The organism is Escherichia sp. MOD1-EC7003, from assembly GCF_002965065.1.
Taxonomy (GTDB): Bacteria; Pseudomonadota; Gammaproteobacteria; order Enterobacterales; family Enterobacteriaceae; genus Escherichia.
Map to the genome: position 1 here is coordinate 25,778 of NZ_PTRE01000140.1, position 18,704 is coordinate 44,481.

The window sequence follows — 18,704 nt, forward strand, 5'->3', positions numbered from 1 at the left end:
GAGCATGCTCCGGCCTTCGTTTACATCGAGAATATTACAGCGCGGCGATAACAGCCTGCTGTTCAATCAGTTTCGCTTTTGCTTCTGCATAGCCTTCCAGCTTCTCACGCTCTTTCGCGATGACCGCTTCCGGTGCACGGGCGACAAAGCCTTCGTTCGCCAACTTGTTCTCGATACGGCTGATTTCACCTTCGATCTTCGCTACTTCTTTCGCCAGACGCGCCAGCTCATCTTCTTTGTTGATGAGACCCGCCATCGGGATCAGCAGCTCTGCACCGTCGATGATCTTAGTAACGGAAACCGGACCTTTGTCATCGGCAGGCAACACGGTGATGCTTTCCAGACGCGCCAGCGTTTGCAGGAAGCCACGGTTTTCATTTACGCGACGTACTGCATCTGCACTGCAACCGCGCAGCAGCAACTCCAGCGGTTTACCGGGGGCGATGTTCATTTCCGCACGAATGTTACGTACCGCAACGATCGCCTGCTTCAGCCACTCGGTGTCGGCCAGTGCGGCTTCATCAACCTGAGATGCATCGTACTGCGGGAACGGCTGCAGCATGATGGTGTCGGCGGTGATACCGCAAAGCACTTTCACACGCTGCCAGATGGTTTCGGTGATGAACGGAATGATTGGGTGTGCGAGGCGCAGCAGACCTTCCAGCACGGTCACCAGCGTATGGCGAGTACCGCGCAATTCGGCTTCGCTGCCACCGTTCATTACCGGCTTGGTCAGCTCCAGATACCAGTCGCAGAACTGGTTCCAGGTGAATTCATACAGAATGCCTGCGGCAATATCGAAGCGGAAGCTGTCCAGCGCTTCGCGGTACGCTTTGATAGTCTGGTTGAACTCTGCCAGAATCCAGCGGTCTGCCAGCGACAGCGTCATTTCGCCGCCGTTGAAACCGCAATCCTGACCTTCTGTGTTCATCAGCACAAAGCGGCTGGCGTTCCACAGCTTGTTACAGAAGTTACGATAACCTTCCAGACGCTTCATATCCCAGTTGATATCGCGCCCGGTCGAGGCCAGCGCCGCCAGGGTGAAGCGCAGGGCGTCGGTGCCGTGCGGCTCGATGCCGTTCGGGAACTGCTTCTCGGTACGCTTGCGGATTTTGTCTGCCAGCTGCGGCTGCATCATATTGCCAGTGCGTTTCTCCAGCAGATCTGCAAGCGTTATACCGTCAACCATATCCAGCGGGTCAATGACGTTACCCTTGGATTTGGACATCTTCTGGCCTTCGTCGTCACGGATCAGACCGGTCATGTAGACGGTATGGAACGGAACCTGCGGCTTGCCGTTTTCATCTTTGATGAAGTGCATGGTCATCATGATCATGCGGGCAATCCAGAAGAAGATGATGTCGAAACCAGAGACCATCACGCTGGTCGGGTGGAACTGACGCAGGGCGTCGGTATTTTCCGGCCAGCCAAGGGTAGAGAAGGTCCACAGCGCGGAGGAGAACCAGGTATCGAGAACGTCTTCATCCTGACGCAGAGCAACGTCGGCACCGAGGTTATTTTCTTTACGCACTTCATCTTCGTTGCGGCCAACATAAACGTTACCCGCTTCGTCGTACCATGCCGGGATGCGGTGACCCCACCACAGCTGGCGAGAGATACACCAGTCCTGAATATCGCGCATCCAGGAGAAGTACATGTTTTCGTACTGCTTCGGCACAAACTGAATGTCACCGTTCTCAACCGCTTCAACCGCCGGTTTCGCCAGCACGTCGGCACGGACGTACCACTGGTCGGTCAGCATCGGTTCGATCACCACGCCGCCACGGTCGCCATAAGGAACAGTCAGGTCGTGCGGTTTAATTTCTTCCAGCAGGCCGAGTGCGTCAACCGCAGCAACGACTGCTTTACGCGCAGCAAAACGCTCAAGTTTCTGGAACTCTGCCGGGATCTCGCTGGAATAAACGTCGGATTCGTTACCTTTGGTATCGAACACCTGGGCGCTTTCACGGATATCGCCGTCAAAGGTCAGGATGTTGATCATCGGAAGTTGATGACGCTTACCGACTTCATAGTCGTTAAAGTCGTGCGCCGGAGTGATTTTCACGCAGCCGGTGCCTTTTTCCATGTCAGCGTGTTCGTCGCCAACAATCGGAATACGACGGTTTACCAGCGGCAGAATGACATATTTACCAATCAGATCTTTATAACGCGGATCTTCCGGGTTAACGGCTACGCCGGTATCGCCCAGCAAGGTTTCCGGACGGGTAGTCGCAACCACCAGATAATCTTTACCGTCTGCGGTTTTCGCGCCGTCAGCCAGCGGATAGCGGATGTGCCACATCGAACCTTTCGATTCGCGGTTTTCCACTTCCAGGTCAGAAATAGCGGTACGCAGTTTCGGGTCCCAGTTTACCAGGCGTTTACCACGGTAAATCAGGTCTTCTTTATATAGACGAACGAAAACTTCTTTCACCGCATTGGACAGGCCTTCGTCCATGGTAAAGCGTTCACGCTCCCAGTCGACGGAGTTGCCGAGACGACGCATCTGACGGGTAATGGTGCCGCCGGATTCCGCTTTCCATTCCCAGATTTTGTCGATGAAGGCTTCGCGGCCGTAGTCGTGACGGGTTTTACCTTCTTCTGCGGCAATCTTGCGCTCAACGACCATCTGAGTAGCGATCCCGGCGTGGTCAGTACCGACCTGCCACAGGGTGTTTTTGCCCTGCATGCGCTGATAGCGGATCATGGTATCCATGATGGTTTGCTGGAAGGCGTGACCCATATGCAAACTGCCGGTGACGTTTGGCGGTGGGATCATGATGCAGAAACTGTCCTGGCTTTCGTTGCCATTAGGCTTAAAGTAGCCCTGCTTTTCCCAGTGCTCGTAAAGCGGCTGTTCGATATCTTGTGGGTTGTATGTCTTTTCCATTATTTCCAGGTTGCCGTATTCAGGTTGAAACCAGCCACGCGGTAGGCTTTATAGCGTTCGCGCGCCAGTTGTTTCAGAGAATCTTCATAAGGAACGAAGTCTACCACTTCTGTGAAAGCGGTGGCAAAATCTGCAAAGCTTGTTCGCAGACTAATCAATATATCACGCGGGCTGCTGCTGCGTTTTTGCGGCCAGGCGATCTCCACCGGCGCACCGCCGCGCGGTCCTTCTCCCGCTAAATTATGCGGAACAAAGCTTTCTGCCGGACGCGCCCACAGGGCTTCATCCAGCCGGTAAGCCTGCTTTTCATCTTCACAAGCGATGAGCACACGCTTACCACTGCGCCAACGTTCTGCGGCAATTTCACACACCAACAGCTCAACGGCGCTTAAGCCATCGACGGGGGTGTCATTGTCCAGAAGGTAGAACGTCGCGTTTTTCATATATGGGGCTTCTTGTGGTGGATTTAAATACGCATCAGGTAAACGCCGCTGCGCCTGATGCGACGCTGCCGCGTCTTATCAGGCCTACAAGTTAAGTGCTGTGTGTAGGTCGGATAAGGCGTTTACGCCGCATCCGACAATAACAACACAGCCTGATGCAATTACTCTTCGCCGTTAAATCCGGCGCGGTTTAACAGGAACTGTGCCAGCAACGCCACCGGACGACCGGTTGCGCCTTTTGCCTTGCCAGAACGCCAGGCGGTTCCTGCGATATCCAGATGCGCCCAGTTGTACTTGCGGGTAAAGCGCGACAGGAAGCAACCTGCGGTAATCGCCCCACCTGGACGACCGCCAATGTTAGCCATATCGGCAAAATTGGACTCCAGTTGTTCCTGATACTCGTCACCCAGCGGTAAACGCCATGCGCGGTCACCGGATTGTTCAGACGCAGCAATCAGCTCATGGGCCAGCGGATTATGGTTCGCCATCAGACCGGTAATGTGATGACCCAGCGCGATAACGCAGGCACCGGTCAGCGTCGCCACGTCAATCACCACTTCCGGCTCAAAACGCTCAACGTAAGTTAACACGTCGCACAGTACCAGACGGCCTTCAGCGTCGGTGTTTAGCACTTCAACGGTTTGACCGGACATGGTAGTTAACACATCGCCCGGACGATAGGCACGTCCACCAGGCATGTTTTCGCAGCCTGCCAGCACGCCGATAACGTTAATCGGCAGTTGCAGCTCTGCGACCATCCGCATCACGCCGTAAACCGCCGCCGCGCCGCACATATCGTATTTCATCTCATCCATGCCTTCAGAAGGCTTGATGGAGATACCACCGGAATCGAAGGTTAAACCTTTACCCACCAGCACAATCGGGCGCGCATCTTCCGACGCATTGCCTTTGTACTCAATTACCGACATCAGCGATTCGTTTTGTGAACCCTGACCGACCGCCAGATAAGCGTGCATCCCCAGTTCTTTCATCTGCTGTTCGCCGATAACGCGGGTAATGACATTCTTACTGTAACTGTCAGCCAGCTGGCGCGCCTGAGAGGCGAGGTAAGCGGCGTTACAGATATTCGGCGGCATATTGCCGAGATCTTTCGCGGCCTTGATCCCGGCGGCAATCGCCAGACCGTGCTGGATCGCGCGCTCACCGCTGGTCAGCTCGCGGCGGGTCGGCACGTTGAAGACCATTTTGCGAAGTGGGCGACGCGGCTCGCTTTTGTTGGTTTTGAGCTGGTCGAAGCTGTACAGCGTCTCTTTCGCTGTCTCTACCGCCTGGCGCACTTTCCAGTAGTTATTGCGCCCTTTAACGTGAAGTTCAGTCAGGAAGCAAACGGCTTCCATTGACCCCGTGTCGTTAAGGGTATTGATCGTTTTTTGAATCACCTGCTTATACTGACGCTCATCGAGCTCACGTTCTTTGCCGCAACCAATAAGGAGAATTCGCTCGGAAAGCACGTTTGGGACATGATGCAGCAACAGTGTCTGCCCCGGTTTTCCTTCCAGTTCGCCCCGACGTAGCAGGGCGCTGATGTACCCATCGCTGATTTTATCGAGCTGTTCTGCAATCGGAGAAAGGCGACGTGGTTCGAAGACGCCCACGACGATGCAGGCACTCCGCTGTTTCTCCGGGCTACCGCTTTTTACACTAAACTCCATGCACTACGCTCCTGAATCTTAAAGACAACGGCGGTGGCTACAGATAGAATTGCAAGCTTTCGTAACTCATGTCCGCTGTTGCGATGACTTCGTGTTAATCTTAACGTTATTACGGCATTGGCACGTCAGAACAAAATCTGAGAGGTGAATCCGTTGAGTATAATTATCTTAGCGACGATTTCGACGACTCAAGAGAATAAATGACGTTTAAGCCATGAAACAAGCTAAAATCCTGCAAAAGACGAGTTTTTACGGGCGTATTTAAAGTGATAATCATAAGATATCTGGTGCGGGAGACGCTCAAAAGCCAGCTGGCGATACTCTTCATCTTGCTTTTGATCTTCTTCTGTCAAAAGTTAGTGAGGATCCTCGGCGCAGCGGTTGACGGCGATATTCCGGCGAATCTGGTGCTCTCCCTCCTCGGGTTGGGCGTGCCGGAAATGGCGCAGCTTATCCTGCCATTAAGCCTGTTCCTCGGGCTGCTGATGACGCTGGGTAAACTGTATACCGAAAGTGAAATTACGGTAATGCATGCCTGCGGCCTGAGCAAAGCGGTTCTGGTGAAAGCGGCGATGATTCTCGCGCTATTCACGGCAATCGTCGCGGCGGTTAACGTCATGTGGGCGGGACCGTGGTCATCGCGTCATCAGGATGAAGTGTTAGCAGAAGCGAAAGCGAATCCCGGCATGGCGGCGCTGGCACAGGGGCAATTCCAGCAGGCGACTAATGGCAGCTCGGTGCTGTTCATCGAAAGCGTTGACGGCAGCGATTTCAAAGATGTGTTCCTCGCGCAAATTCGACCAAAAGGTAATGCACGTCCTTCTGTGGTGGTGGCCGATTCCGGACATTTAACCCAGCTGCGCGACGGCTCTCAGGTCGTCACTCTCAACCAGGGAACGCGCTTCGAAGGCACTGCGCTGTTACGTGATTTTCGCATTACGGACTTCCAGGATTATCAGGCGATCATTGGTCACCAGGCGGTGGCGCTGGATCCGAATGATACCGACCAGATGGACATGCGTACATTGTGGAACACTGACACCGATCGTGCCCGCGCAGAGCTGAACTGGCGTATCACGCTGGTATTCACTGTCTTTATGATGGCGCTTATGGTCGTACCGCTGAGCGTGGTTAACCCGCGTCAGGGGCGCGTATTGTCGATGCTGCCAGCCATGCTGCTGTATCTGCTTTTCTTCCTGATCCAGACCTCCCTGAAATCGAACGGCGGTAAAGGTAAGCTGGACCCGACGCTGTGGATGTGGGCCGTTAACCTGATTTATCTGGCTTTGGCGATTGTTCTCAACCTTTGGGACACCGTGCCGGTCCGCCGCCTGCGCGCCAGTTTTTCGCGTAAAGGAGCGGTGTGATGCAACCTTTTGGCGTACTTGACCGCTATATCGGTAAAACTATTTTCAACACCATCATGATGACGCTGTTCATGCTGGTGTCGCTGTCGGGCATTATCAAATTTGTCGATCAGCTGAAAAAAGCCGGGCAGGGGAGTTACGACGCGTTAGGCGCAGGAATGTATACCCTGCTGAGCGTGCCGAAAGATGTGCAAATCTTCTTTCCGATGGCGGCCCTGCTTGGGGCGTTGCTTGGTCTTGGGATGCTGGCGCAGCGCAGCGAACTGGTGGTGATGCAGGCTTCTGGTTTTACCCGTATGCAGGTGGCGCTGTCGGTGATGAAAACCGCCATTCCGCTGGTCTTACTGACGATGGCGATTGGCGAATGGGTCGCGCCGCAGGGCGAGCAGATGGCGCGTAACTACCGTGCGCAGGCGATGTACGGCGGCTCGTTGCTCTCTACCCAGCAAGGCTTATGGGCGAAAGATGGCAACAACTTTGTCTACATTGAGCGGGTTAAAGGTGACGAAGAGTTAGGCGGTATCAGCATTTATGCTTTTAACGAGAATCGTCGTCTGCAATCTGTACGCTATGCCGCTACGGCGAAGTTTGACCCGGAACATAAAGTCTGGCGTCTGTCGCAGGTTGATGAATCTGATCTGACCAATCCAAAACAGATAACCGGTTCGCAGACGGTGAGCGGTACCTGGAAAACCAACCTTACCCCGGACAAACTGGGCGTGGTGGCGCTGGACCCGGATGCACTCTCCATCAGTGGTTTGCACAACTACGTGAAGTATCTGAAGTCGAGTGGTCAGGATGCCGGACGCTATCAGCTCAACATGTGGAGCAAAATCTTCCAGCCGCTATCCGTGGCGGTGATGATGCTGATGGCGCTGTCGTTCATCTTTGGCCCACTGCGTAGCGTACCGATGGGCGTGCGTGTGGTCACCGGTATCAGCTTCGGTTTTGTCTTCTACGTACTGGACCAGATCTTCGGCCCGCTGACGTTGGTTTACGGCATCCCGCCGATCATTGGCGCACTGTTGCCAAGCGCCAGTTTCTTCTTAATCAGCCTGTGGTTGTTAATGAGAAAATCGTAACCGGATGAGTGAAGAAAGGGAGCGAAAGCTCCCTTTTTACATTGTTGGCAAAGTACGCTTTATTCATGCCTATAAAATCATGCAAATTCAATATATTGCAGTAGCATAGGCCTGATAAGAGGTGTTAGCGTTGCACCAGGCAAAGACAAATCGCACTTCGCTTACCTTTTTCTCCCCCTGAGCAAACTCCCCAACATCCCGCGTACAATCTGATGCGTCACCTGGCGGGCAGCACTTTTTGCCATCGTCTGCCCCATCTTTCATGAAGAGAAAATAACCTATAGGGTGTTACCGTGATAAATCTGATACCCGAGGTCAACAGTGTTGTGGTTGTGATCGTTATTTTTAATTTTGCTCAGCAACATTTGGGCGGCCATCCGACCAATATCAAAACGGGGCGTAATTACGCTGGCGAGGCTTGGGATCATTTGCCTGCCAATCTCCAGCCCATGAAAACCCGCAATGGAAATTTGTTCTGGCACGGCGAGGTTTCGCTCGCGGCACAGCAGAAGCGCACCCATCGCGATATCGTCATTGGTGCAAAATACACCGTCTAAATCCGGGTTTGCGCTAAGGGCATCACGCATTAACTGCATTCCTAAATGAATGGATGAGATGGCGCGTGGATTCATGCGTAATGGGGAAAGATTACGTAGCATCATCGCATCGCAATACCCCTGATAACGCTGTTCATCGCGGGTGTCATCTTTGGAACCGAGATACAGAATTTTGCGCCTGACTCGCTTATCCAGCATGGTACACACCATGTCAAAAGCGGCCTGCCGATTATCAAATCCGACCTCCATATCCAGCCGCTCTCCCTGTACGTCCATCAATTCCACAACTGGAATGGAGGCTGAACGCAGAAATTTCACCGTCCTGATGGTGTGATATTTTTCCGAAAGAATAATCCCGTCAATGTTATAAGAGAGCAGGTTAATCACCGACTCTTCTTCGGAATCGCGATCGTAATTGTAATTAGCAATAAGAGTCTGATAATTATGCTCAGATGTGACGGATTCTATTCCCGCGAGAATGTCAGCGAAGAGTTGATTTTGAAATGACGGAATCAAGATACCGAGGGTATAACTTTGTGCATTCAACAACATGGCGGGAGCGCGATTAGGGATGTAATTGATCTCTTCCATAATTTTGGCGATGCGCTCGCCTGTTTCCTTTGCCACTTTTTTCGGCGAGCGGATATAACGACTCACGGTCATTTTTGTTACGCCAGCCAGCGTAGCGATATCCTGTAAAGAAATTCTGTGATTGCGCATAACTTCTCCCAACGTCGGGGGAATCTTCAATCTTCCCCCGAAAGTACATCACAATATTTTATTCTTTCAGTGCAATACGGCGTTAATGGCTAACACGCCCAGTAACCCCATAACAGAAATAAGGGTTTCCATCACCGTCCAGGTACGCAGCGTTTCACCAACCGTCAGATTAAAATACCCTTTAAATAGCCAGAAGCCTGGGTCGTTTACGTGTGACGCGATCACGCTGCCCGCACCGGTTGCCAGTACCCATTAAGTGTGAAATATACTGCCCTACACCACTATCTACTAATACCTGCTTAAACGCGCCGCCGCCAGCGATAATAAACACAATCATTGCGATAGCGCCGATAGAATCCCCAATGATATCCATGATTTGCTCGATGGTGCGCCCATTACGTCGGCCCAGCGTGAAAATCGCAATAACAATGGCGATAAATAGCGCAACGGCAGGGTTACCGACAAATTCAAAGAAGAGGCGCATGGTGTTAGTTTTCGGTAACGTAATTTCACAAACGGCGGCGATAGCCATCAGGATGACCGGGATAACGGCAGCGAAAATACTGTTCCAGAAGGAGGGCAATAAAGCCGTTAACTTTAAAGCCGATCATCAGGATAAGAAGCAGCGCGACGCCTGCCGCAATAATGATTAATGGCATAGTCTTTATCTCTTATTAGTGCCAGAAAAGCAGCGCTTTCGCGCTGCTCGTAGGGGAGTGGCTGTTAAACAGCCACCAACATGCCACCATCAACAAACAACAGGTGGCCGTTTACGAAATCAGAGGCTTTTGAAGAAAGGAACACCGCAGCCCCAATCAGTTCCTGCGGATCGCCCCAGCGTGCGGCGGGCGTCCGTTTGCACAACCAGGCGGTGAAGGCTTCGTCCTCAACCAGTGCTTTAGTCATTTCTGTTTTGAAATAGCCCGGCGCAATACCGTTGACCTGAATATTGTGGCGCGCCAGCTCGACGCACATACCGCGGGTGAGCATTTTTACCGCCCCTTTCGATGCGGCATAAGGCGTGATGGTGTCACGTCCCAGCTCGCTTTGCATCGAGCAAATATTAATAACTTTACCTGCTTTGCGTTCAACCATGTGACGAGTTACCGCTTGTGACACCAGGAACACAGCAGTCTGGTTGACTGCGATCACATCATTCCATTCTTGTTCAGGGAACTCAGTAAAAGGATGACGGCGTTGGATCCCGGCGTTATTCACCAGCACATCAATGGGACCGATGTCCTTTTCGATATGCTCAACGGCAGCATCAATTTCATGTTTATGGGTAACATTAAAAGGTGCGGCAACGGCCTGAATACCCTCCTGACGGAGTTTTTCTACAGCAAGTTCTGCGCGTTCGGCAGTAATATCATTAATAATAATTTGTGCGCCATATTTACCCAGGCCGGTTGCCAGTAAAAAGCCAATGCCCTGTGCTGAACCGGTAATCAAGATATTTTTTCCTGCCAGTGAAAATAGATCGTTCATTATATTATTCCTTTATTTATCTCTTAGAAAACAAGCTGGACTTTTGCTGCCCGGGTTTTATCACCGGCGAAACGTAGCGCCTCTTCCAGGTCAGTAAAGGGGTATTCAGCACTCAGTAAAGGCAGTGGATTGATAACGCCATTCGCCAGCCATGACACTGCTGTATTAAATTCGCTGGTAAAACGGAAAGATCCTTTGAGTGAGATCTCTTTACCAATCAACATCATCATTGGGAATTCTGTCATCGCGCCCCCCATACCTACTTGCACCATTACGCCGCGTGCACGAGTGACCTCCAGACAGGTATTCACTGATGAAGGATGACCGGATACTTCAAAACTGACATCGAAATAGCCTTTTTCCGCTTTCCAGTGATCCATGTCGTCGTTTTGTGGGTTTACGAGCACATCTACTCCCATCTCTTTGGCCAGAGAGAGGGAACGGGGGCTTACATCGGCACAGACAATTTCCGCGGCCCCCAGTGTTTTCACAGCACTGGCAATCAGGCAGCCAATGGGCCCAACACCGGAAATAAATACTCGCTTGCCCTGTAGCTCGCCGGCCTGATGTGCGGCATGAATCGCGACGGCTAAAGGTTCGGCAAAAGCCATAACCTTTTCGTCAGCGTTGGCCGGATAAGGGACACATTGCGACGTTTCGACCATTTTATAACGGGTAAAGCCACCATCAACATGAGGGAAATACATGGCACTGCCAAAAAAACGCATCTCTGTACACTGATTCTCGTTATGTTCAATGCAGTATTTGCAGTGACCGCACGGTTTAGACGGATTAATGGCTACCGTTTGCCCTTCATGTAATTTTGATGAGTCGCTATGAATAACTTTACCGATAACTTCATGACCTAACACCATCGGTGCTTTTATCATGAAATTACCTACTTTTCCTTCCTGATAATAATGTAAATCGGAACCGCAAATTCCACCTCGGGTTATCTGTACTAATGTCCCATTATTATTCCAATCTATCGTTTGCTCGGTAACAGCAACAGTTTTCTTGCCCGCAACAACGCAGGATTGTGTTTTCACTTGCATAAATTCCTCACTGGTCAGGTAGACACCCCGGAAGCATTTAAGCGGTTTTAATGGTCATTCTTTGTGATGAAGATCACGTCAGAAAATTGTTACATTACTATGTTACGCATAACGTGATGTGCCTTGTAATTCTTATCAACAGAAATAAAAAAACGTGAAATTATTATGTCTCCAGGCGTAGTATCGCCGCAGGTAAGATGATTCAGGAGATTTTAAATGGCGGGTGAAAGTTTTATTTTGATGGGCGTTTCAGGGAGTGGTAAAACATTAATTGGTAGCAAGGTTGCCGCATTATTGTCTGCGAAATTTATTGATGGTTACGATCTTCATCCTGCCAAAAATATAGATAAAATGTCGCAGGGTATTCCATTATCTGATGAAGATCGGCTTCCCTGGTTGGAACGCTTAAATGATGCTTCATACAGTCTTTATAAAAAGAATGAAACAGGATTTATTGTCTGTTCATCATTAAAAAAACAGTATCGTGATATTTTACGCAAGGGGAGCCCCCATGTTCATTTCCTCTGGTTAGATGGCGACTATGAAACTATTCTCGCGCGAATGCAGCGTCGGGCAGGGCATTTTATGCCGGTAGCGTTATTAAAAAGTCAGTTTGAGGCGCTGGAGCGTCCACAAGCAGATGAACAGGATATTGTGCGCATTGATATCAACCATGATATTGCCAATGTCACCGAACAATGTCGGCAGGCCGTGCTGGCGATACGACAAAACAGAATATGTATGAAAGAGGGCAGCGCCTCAGATCGGCGCTGCGAATGATTTTCAAAAATCGGCTTTCAGAACCACGCGGTAACGCGCCTTACCGTCGCGCACATGCTGGATGGCGTCGTTAATTTTCGACATTGGGAACAGTTCGGTGGTCGGCGCAACCTTGCTGCGGGCGGCAAAGCGCATCAGCTTACGCAGTTCATAAGGCGTGCCGGTTGCCGAACCAGAAACGCTGCGATCGCCCGCAATCAGCGTAAAGGCCGGAACAGACAGCGGCGTGAGAACCGCACCGACCGTATGGAAATTACCGCCATAGGTCAGCGCCTCAAAATAAGGCTGCCAGTCGAGGCTGACGTTCACGGTATTGATAATGAGATCAAACTGACCCGCCAGAGCTTTCAGTGCCTGCGGATCGCGGCTATTCACCACTTTATTGGCACCCATCGCCAGCACTTCCTGCTCTTTCGCCGGATTCGAGCTAAAGGCCGTCACCTCACATCCCATCGCGTGCAAAAGCTTTATAGCGATATGTCCCAGCCCGCCAATACCAATCACGCCGACACGGCTGGTGGCGGTGATATGGTGCATCAATAGTGGTTTAAAGACCGTGATACCGCCGCACAACAGTGGCCCGGCAGACTCGATATCAATATTTTCTGGTAGTGGGATCACCCATTGCCAGTCCGCACGTAACTTCTCGGCAAAACCGCCGTGATTCATAATCGTCGGCACCGCGCCTTGCTCGCAATTGATCTGATTACCGCTAATACAGGCGTCGCAGTGACCACAGCTACGCGCCGTCCAGCCAATCCCGACACGCTGACCGACCTGCAAACCTTTATCCTGCGCGGCGCTACCCAGTGCAACCACGCGACCAATCACCTCATGCCCGGCAACCAGCGGATATTGTGAAAATCCCCATTCATTGTCGATCATCGACAGATCGGAATGACAAATCCCGCAGTAATCCACCTGTACTTCAACATCTTGTGGCTTCAGTTCACCGGGATCGTACTCATAAACTTCCAGTTCGCCGCCAGCCTCTTTTGCGGCATAGCTTTTTATCATCGACATATTTTTGTCCTTCTCTGGTGTTGTCTGGGAAGTGTAGAGCATGGCAGGGCGGGGTGCCTGGTGTGTGACAAAAGTTACACATCGCTGTATGCAATGCTGAAAATTTCAGCACTTAGCGAGGTGCGAGCAAGCTGGCGCTTGCATGGTGGCGTGCGACAGGTATAATTTACAACGTTTTCCGCATACCTCTTCAGTGCCGAAGTGGCGAAATCGGTAGACGCAGTTGATTCAAAATCAACCGTAGAAATACGTGCCGGTTCGAGTCCGGCCTTCGGCACCAAAAGTATGTAAATAGACCTCAATTGAGGTTTTTTTTATGCCTGAAATCCGCGCTACACAAGGCTTTCCTAGCTTTTCTCCTCAACTGAAGTCAACCTGACTCAACCCACATCAACAGGCTTGTGAGTATACTAATGAGTATATTTTCCGATTCGATATTGTTTGTATACTCACGAGATACCAATGGAAGGAAGACCATTATGGCCCTAACGGATACTAAAGTTCGCTCTGCGAAACCTGAGGAGAAAGAGTATTCACTTGTTGACGGCGACGGCATGTCCTTACTTGTAAAACCTGGCGGTTCAAAGTATTGGCGATTTCGTTTCCGTTTTGGCGGTAAGCAACATTTGATGGCGTTCGGCGTTTACCCGGATGTTTCGCTGGCGGATGCGCGGAAGAAAAGGGAAGAGGCCAGAAAGCTGGTAGCTGCTGGTATCGATCCTCGTGAGCATAAGCGTGCTGTGAAAGAAGAGCAGGCGAAAGAGATTATTACTTTCGAGAAGGTTGCCAAAGAGTGGCTCGTAACCAACCAAAAATGGTCGGAAGATCATGCTAATCGTGTAAAAAAGAGCCTGGAGGACAATATCTTCCCGGCAATTGGTTCTCGCAATATTGCCGAACTGGGCACCCGCGATCTGTTAATTCCTGTTAAAGCCGTGGAGAAATCCGGACGTCTTGAAGTGGCTTCCCGCCTTCAACAGCGCACCACGGCGATCATGCGTTATGCAGTGCAAAGCGGTCTAATTGATTACAATCCGGCGCAAGAGATGGCGGGGGCGGTAGCTTCCTGTAATCGGCAACATCGTCCGGCGCTGGAGTTAAAGCGTATCCCGGAATTACTCCAGAAAATAGATGACTACACCGGCAGGCCGCTAACCCGTTGGGCAACCGAACTCACTCTGCTTATCTTTATTCGATCCAGTGAGCTGCGTTTTGCTCGCTGGTCAGAGATCGATTTTGAAACGTCAATGTGGACCATCCCGCCTGAGCGAGAGGTTATTCCCGGCGTGAAACATTCTCAGCGAGGATCAAAGATGCGTACACCTCATCTGGTGCCGCTTTCAAAGCAGGCACTGGCGATCCTGAAGCAGATAAAACAGTTTTGTGGCGAACATGAGCTGATTTTTATTGGCGATCACGATCCGCGTAAGCCCATGAGCGAGAACACGGTAAACAGTGCGCTACGGGTGATGGGCTATGACACTAAAGTTGAGGTTTGCGGTCACGGCTTCCGCACAATGGCCTGTAGTTCGTTGATTGAGTCAGGGCTATGGTCGAAGGATGCGGTAGAACGGCAAATGAGTCATATGGAACGCAATTCGGTGCGGGCGGCATATATCCATAAAGCGGAACATCTGGATGAACGCAAGCTGATGTTGCAGTGGTGGGCTGATTTTCTGGATGCGAATCGGGAGAGAGCGATTACGCCGTTTGACTATGCGAAGATCAATCGGGGTAATGGCGAGTGAGTTGAATGCTATATCGGTTTAATTAAAGTTAATCGGCTAGCCTTAATGGGATGGCTGGTTGGTCATTTTTCCCAATGGCATTATCACCAAGAGCAATACATTCACTGATTTTATCGGCAAGAGCGATCCACGAATTCTTTCAATAAGTGGATAATTAATAAGATTACTGAGCTCTACGCTCAATTAGTCATGGATGCTATTGTATAAACGGTTGAGTACAAAACACTATTGCCGCTAGTGTGAATCCCCAAGGTAGATTCAGATGTATCATCTAATGTAAACTCCAAGGGTACAGGAGAAAGTACCCCTTGTTCTTTATTTATTCAACACAAAGAATGACCTTGCAATTGAGTGTTTGTCACTATTCTATTTAAGTATCATGCTTTATTTTCTTCAATTTTTTGATATAATTGAACGTTGAAAAAAACACTTTCCGAAATAAGATGGCACATCTTATCAATGTACGCACAATAAAAACACATATTTTTAAAAGGATGAATTTAACTCTATGTTTCTCAGTTATGAGACGATTCTCTATATTACCTATTTTTGTCATTACATTGGCAATTTTCCCACCAATAAAAAAAGACATAGCAATAAACCACATCCATCTATAATGAGGGGCATTTTTACTTAAGGATAAACGAGCTTGTTCTTTTAATAAAACTTGGCGGTACCTTAATAATGATGTAGTTACACACTCATTGGCGACAGCGAAACGGTCTGACATGCCTGTTTTATATTTTCCCTCTTGAATGGCATTGCAGTAAGCTGGGGGTGGGGTCTGGCACCATCGAGAAGGTGGTGGCAATTGTATTATTGTTTTGGAAAGAGATCTATTTGGGCATAGTTTTTTATTGAAGTCTTGAAATTCCTGTCTGATTTTATCTGGAGATACTTGATTGCTATCGTACTCAGGAATTCGGTAGAAGGTGTCAAGATTTTCAGGTATTACATATTCAATAACAGATGATTTTGTACTAGCAATATTTTCTAGCGTTTCTTGAATGTACGATGCCCACTGACAAGATGACATATCGGTAAGCCCGTTATTGTCACACATGCGGCTGTAGTCTTTCACCTGAAAAAGAAGGTATTTGGCTGCATCATTAATATCCGTAATTGTTTTCTCATATGCGGTTTTACCGACAGTCATCTCTCTGTCTGATACCCAAAAAATACCGTTACCAACTGCTGTCAGTATTAGGAAAATATCTGTCCACTGTCTGAATTTCTCTCCTGTAGCAAAAATATCACTAATGATTACTGCCCAAACCCAACCACTCAATAGCCCTATGAAGCTAAGACTTCCGAGTCCAGCTGCGTTACCCGTTGCACCTGTACCTCCTATTTCATAGGTCAATGGCAACCACTGGATAGCAGGAAGAAGGTGACAGAGCGATAACAGGCCAGGGGTTATAAGAAGAACAAAACAAATGATGAGTCCCTTTTTTCTGGCAAGTATCCATGAGCTCAAGAAAACAAAGGGTAATAATAAGATAAAGAGCTCAAGAAAAAATCCTCCTAAGACTACAGCAACTTTATTGGGAGACCAGTAACTGCTCAAAAGAGCACCCTGTGCGTTCATTTCTACAAAGTTGGTACTAATCACACCCATCCCATCCAGTGTTTGCAATAAAGCGTATCCAGCGCTATAGCAAAGCATTATGTAGGGATAAAAGAATAGGATCATAATTTACTCTCTTTTCTTGCTTTTTCCATCATTTTTATAGCATATTCAATTCGTTGTTTAATATTGCTAAAGTCGAATATTGTCAATTTTTCGTCCTATTTAGAACCAATAACAACTAAATCTGCCATCGTTGTTTTCTTGATAAATAAGGCCGTACTACCAAGTAACTTAAGGCCTTCTTCATTAATTTTGTTTACTCTAAGTCCTGGTTGAACAATAACAACTTGGAATTTAAGAGGTGTGATTCTGGAGCGCTCTTTCATAGCTGCAAGGTCTTTTATAGTGCCTTTTAGAAAGCGAGAATAACCACGCGATCGCCACTGTTCCTCGCGACGCTTAATGTGGTGGTATAAATAGGAAAGATTCAGGTGCTTCCAACGAATGCATCTCTGTGCCTGCCCACATACTTCGTAAAGATCTTTAAGTCTTGCTCCAGCTTCTTCTGAGCCTGAATACTTGCAATGGATTAAAGAGAGAACAATACAGTCATCTACTATTCTTAACCCAACTAAATCAGCTGACTCACCTTTACCGTCGTCATTAATAATAACATCGTAATTATCTTTAATTTCACTGTACCAACGCCACTGGATGGATGATGGATCACGAGTATAGCCCATTGATTCCACTCGAACATCAGTTCCATTCCAATCAAAAGCTACAATTTCGTCTTTGTCATAAAGGCCAATATTTTGGCTTACATGAACTATATGAGCGTTGTAAGAAAATGAGCCATCGGAGTAATGAATCATTACTGGATCAATTTCCATATATTCTGATAGTGATACAGGTTCAGATTCACCACGCTGTACAAAGACTTCAGGGCCGGAAATCAACTGATAGACATAACCTTTTGCTGTAGTACTACCTGTAAGACATAATTTATATTCAGATGAAGTTTCATCTGTAGAAAAAATGAGCCGCACATTGCCATCGTCAAACTTTCCAGCAGTCTTCACCTCTACTAAATATAAGTGAGCTGATATAGCATCAAAATGAAAAATAACTTTATCTTCGAACGCAGTAAGCAAATGCTCACCCCATTGAGCTGATATTGGATATTCATGATAGGGTTCAAGTAATGGAACAGGGCGTAAAAAGTTACGCGTAAGATTGTTTGGATCTGGTTCCGAACTAAAAATTTTGTCCCAGGCTTTCTTAACCCAGTTGCACCAATCAGCAATGCTGCCACCTTTTTGTGGTGACCAGACTTTACCTTTGCGTTGCGAGCATCCCCAGATTACACGGTTTCCGGATTCATAACCTAATGCAGCAATATTGCTTAAGCTTGATTGAGACGCTTCAATTAATGATAGCCCCTCAGTGACATTTGGGCCAAAGTATTGGGTAAAGCTGATTGCTCCAATTTGGGATGCGCCTAAATTTCTTGCCAAAGGATATTCAATACCATTAAATACATTAAAGACTTTTTCACCACTGACAACTTCAAATTTATCATCACAAATAGCACTGACTAGATGCTCAACTCGAAATGCATTATAGTCATTTGAGAATACAAACAAGGCGGATCTGTCTTGATCCCAATGAGCAATTAGAATTTTATAATTGGTATCTTTAAGATCTTTGTAGTTTCCCCACCGGACTGAAGTTGCCTGGATAGCTAGCACAACAAGCAAATTCTCATCTTCTGCTATTGCATGCCAGGATTCATCGAATCTGGGCAGCTTTTCCTTGTATCTTTCAGGCTCCCAATTGTCACAGTATGTTTGAAATAACATGACAGAGCAGCTTGGCTCAAGATTCCAGAGCGAAATCTGATCGTGTAAATCACCTTTTCTTTTTAAGGCATCCACGACTTCTTGCAATCTAATCTCTCTCGCAATTCGTCCTTCAGAGAGTCTCCTTAATACATTATCCCAATCGGCATCTGTTGAATATAGATGCTGTAATTCACCTTCAACATTAGGGTCTGCAACATTCATGACTACACTGGCTTGACCGATTTTTTTTGCTTTATTGACACGAGTAAAACGGCCAATGAACTGCAAAGTTACTGCAAGAGACTTATGATGATCATGCAAAGCGGCAATTTTCAGGTTGGGTAGATCATAGCCTTCTCCCAACATGTCTACGCAAATAACGATTCTTGATTGTCTTGATATTGACGTACTCCCCGCCCTAAAGGGCGAGGATTCTTGTTTCGCGGAGCCGAACCTAAGCCGCG

General features: G+C 48.6%; 14 protein-coding genes, 1 tRNA gene and 3 pseudogenes. 6 read left to right on the forward strand and 12 right to left on the reverse strand.

Features of this window, described 5'->3' with window-relative positions; genetic code table 11:
- Positions 1-34: 34 nt before the first annotated feature.
- From valS to pepA, 3 genes are all read right to left on the reverse strand, one after another.
- Entirely contained in the window at positions 35-2,890 is a 2,856-nt protein-coding gene (gene valS / locus A7090_RS20995; RefSeq protein ID WP_105275400.1) for a valine--tRNA ligase, read from the reverse strand.
- The gene (gene holC / locus A7090_RS21000; RefSeq protein WP_105275401.1) at positions 2,890-3,333 is read right to left on the reverse strand and encodes a DNA polymerase III subunit chi; all 444 of its coding nucleotides are present in this window, start codon (positions 3,331-3,333) and stop codon (positions 2,890-2,892) included. The genes valS and holC overlap by 1 nt, the downstream gene beginning before the upstream one ends.
- Positions 3,334-3,494: 161 nt before the next feature.
- Entirely contained in the window at positions 3,495-5,006 is a 1,512-nt protein-coding gene (pepA, locus tag A7090_RS21005; RefSeq protein ID WP_105275402.1) for a leucyl aminopeptidase, read from the reverse strand.
- Positions 5,007-5,159: 153 nt separating this feature from the next.
- On the opposite strand from pepA, the gene ytgA reads away from it, so the two are divergent.
- The 3 genes from ytgA to lptG all read left to right on the forward strand — a co-directional run bounded on the left by ytgA (position 5,160) and on the right by lptG (position 7,455).
- A complete protein-coding gene (ytgA, locus tag A7090_RS26770) occupies positions 5,160-5,210 on the forward strand; it encodes a protein YtgA (protein ID WP_211180521.1) in 51 nt (16 codons plus the stop codon).
- A gap of 62 nt (positions 5,211-5,272) precedes the next feature.
- Complete coding sequence (lptF, locus tag A7090_RS21010; RefSeq protein WP_105275403.1) at positions 5,273-6,373, forward strand: LPS export ABC transporter permease LptF; 1,101 nt, start codon at positions 5,273-5,275, stop codon at positions 6,371-6,373.
- On the forward strand, positions 6,373-7,455 hold the full coding sequence (lptG, locus tag A7090_RS21015; RefSeq protein WP_105275404.1) for an LPS export ABC transporter permease LptG: 1,083 nt from the start codon (positions 6,373-6,375) through the stop codon (positions 7,453-7,455). Before lptF ends, lptG begins: the two co-directional genes overlap by 1 nt.
- Before the next feature lie 161 nt (positions 7,456-7,616).
- Here the strand turns inward: lptG and A7090_RS26775 are convergent.
- The 6 genes and pseudogenes from A7090_RS26775 to idnD all read right to left on the reverse strand — a co-directional run.
- Positions 7,617-7,706, reverse strand: a pseudogene (locus A7090_RS26775) (hypothetical protein); the annotation flags it as partial.
- A gap of 27 nt (positions 7,707-7,733) precedes the next feature.
- A complete protein-coding gene (idnR, locus tag A7090_RS21020) occupies positions 7,734-8,732 on the reverse strand; it encodes a DNA-binding transcriptional regulator IdnR (RefSeq protein ID WP_105275405.1) in 999 nt (332 codons plus the stop codon).
- 66 nt (positions 8,733-8,798) lie between these two features.
- Positions 8,799-9,315 (reverse strand): annotated as a pseudogene (locus A7090_RS21025) (GntT/GntP/DsdX family permease); the annotation flags it as partial.
- A 25-nt stretch (positions 9,316-9,340) separates the two neighbouring features.
- Positions 9,341-9,391: pseudogene (locus A7090_RS27390) on the reverse strand (hypothetical protein); the annotation flags it as partial.
- A 64-nt stretch (positions 9,392-9,455) separates the two neighbouring features.
- Entirely contained in the window at positions 9,456-10,220 is a 765-nt protein-coding gene (gene idnO, locus A7090_RS21030; RefSeq protein ID WP_021574893.1) for a gluconate 5-dehydrogenase, read from the reverse strand.
- Positions 10,221-10,243: 23 nt separating this feature from the next.
- Positions 10,244-11,275: an L-idonate 5-dehydrogenase gene (gene idnD, locus A7090_RS21035; RefSeq protein WP_105275406.1), complete on the reverse strand. Its 1,032-nt coding sequence runs from the start codon at positions 11,273-11,275 to the stop codon at positions 10,244-10,246.
- 216 nt (positions 11,276-11,491) lie between these two features.
- On the opposite strand from idnD, the gene idnK reads away from it, so the two are divergent.
- Positions 11,492-12,055, forward strand: coding sequence for a gluconokinase (idnK, locus tag A7090_RS21045; RefSeq protein WP_105275407.1), 564 nt, complete (start codon positions 11,492-11,494; stop codon positions 12,053-12,055).
- A gap of 3 nt (positions 12,056-12,058) precedes the next feature.
- Here idnK and ahr read toward each other — a convergent pair whose 3' ends face one another.
- A complete protein-coding gene (ahr, locus tag A7090_RS21050; RefSeq protein ID WP_105275408.1) occupies positions 12,059-13,078 on the reverse strand; it encodes an NADPH-dependent aldehyde reductase Ahr in 1,020 nt (339 codons plus the stop codon).
- Positions 13,079-13,273: 195 nt separating this feature from the next.
- On the opposite strand from ahr, the gene A7090_RS21060 reads away from it, so the two are divergent.
- Positions 13,274-13,358 (forward strand) — tRNA-Leu (locus tag A7090_RS21060).
- 199 nt (positions 13,359-13,557) lie between these two features.
- Positions 13,558-14,826, forward strand: a complete 1,269-nt coding sequence (locus A7090_RS21065) for a tyrosine-type recombinase/integrase (protein ID WP_105275410.1) — start codon at positions 13,558-13,560, stop codon at positions 14,824-14,826.
- A 370-nt stretch (positions 14,827-15,196) separates the two neighbouring features.
- Here A7090_RS21065 and A7090_RS21070 read toward each other — a convergent pair whose 3' ends face one another.
- Complete coding sequence (locus A7090_RS21070) at positions 15,197-16,462, reverse strand: hypothetical protein (protein ID WP_240246206.1); 1,266 nt, start codon at positions 16,460-16,462, stop codon at positions 15,197-15,199.
- Positions 16,463-16,614: 152 nt separating this feature from the next.
- Positions 16,615-18,704 (reverse strand): type III restriction endonuclease subunit R (locus A7090_RS21075; RefSeq protein WP_241957286.1); only part of this gene is annotated, 2,090 nt, incomplete at its 5' end.

Bases quoted from the DNA above. Each gene is read 5' to 3' on its own strand.
- valS (WP_105275400.1), bottom strand. From the start codon at position 2,890: ATGGAAAAGACATACAACCCACAAGATATCGAACAGCCGCTTTACGAG.
- holC (WP_105275401.1), bottom strand. From the start codon at position 3,333: ATGAAAAACGCGACGTTCTACCTTCTGGACAATGACACCCCCGTCGAT.
- pepA (WP_105275402.1), bottom strand. From the start codon at position 5,006: ATGGAGTTTAGTGTAAAAAGCGGTAGCCCGGAGAAACAGCGGAGTGCC.
- lptG (WP_105275404.1), top strand. From the start codon at position 6,373: ATGCAACCTTTTGGCGTACTTGACCGCTATATCGGTAAAACTATTTTC.
- idnR (WP_105275405.1), bottom strand. From the start codon at position 8,732: ATGCGCAATCACAGAATTTCTTTACAGGATATCGCTACGCTGGCTGGC.
- idnO (WP_021574893.1), bottom strand. From the start codon at position 10,220: ATGAACGATCTATTTTCACTGGCAGGAAAAAATATCTTGATTACCGGT.
- idnD (WP_105275406.1), bottom strand. From the start codon at position 11,275: ATGCAAGTGAAAACACAATCCTGCGTTGTTGCGGGCAAGAAAACTGTT.
- idnK (WP_105275407.1), top strand. From the start codon at position 11,492: ATGGCGGGTGAAAGTTTTATTTTGATGGGCGTTTCAGGGAGTGGTAAA.
- ahr (WP_105275408.1), bottom strand. From the start codon at position 13,078: ATGTCGATGATAAAAAGCTATGCCGCAAAAGAGGCTGGCGGCGAACTG.
- A7090_RS21065 (WP_105275410.1), top strand. From the start codon at position 13,558: ATGGCCCTAACGGATACTAAAGTTCGCTCTGCGAAACCTGAGGAGAAA.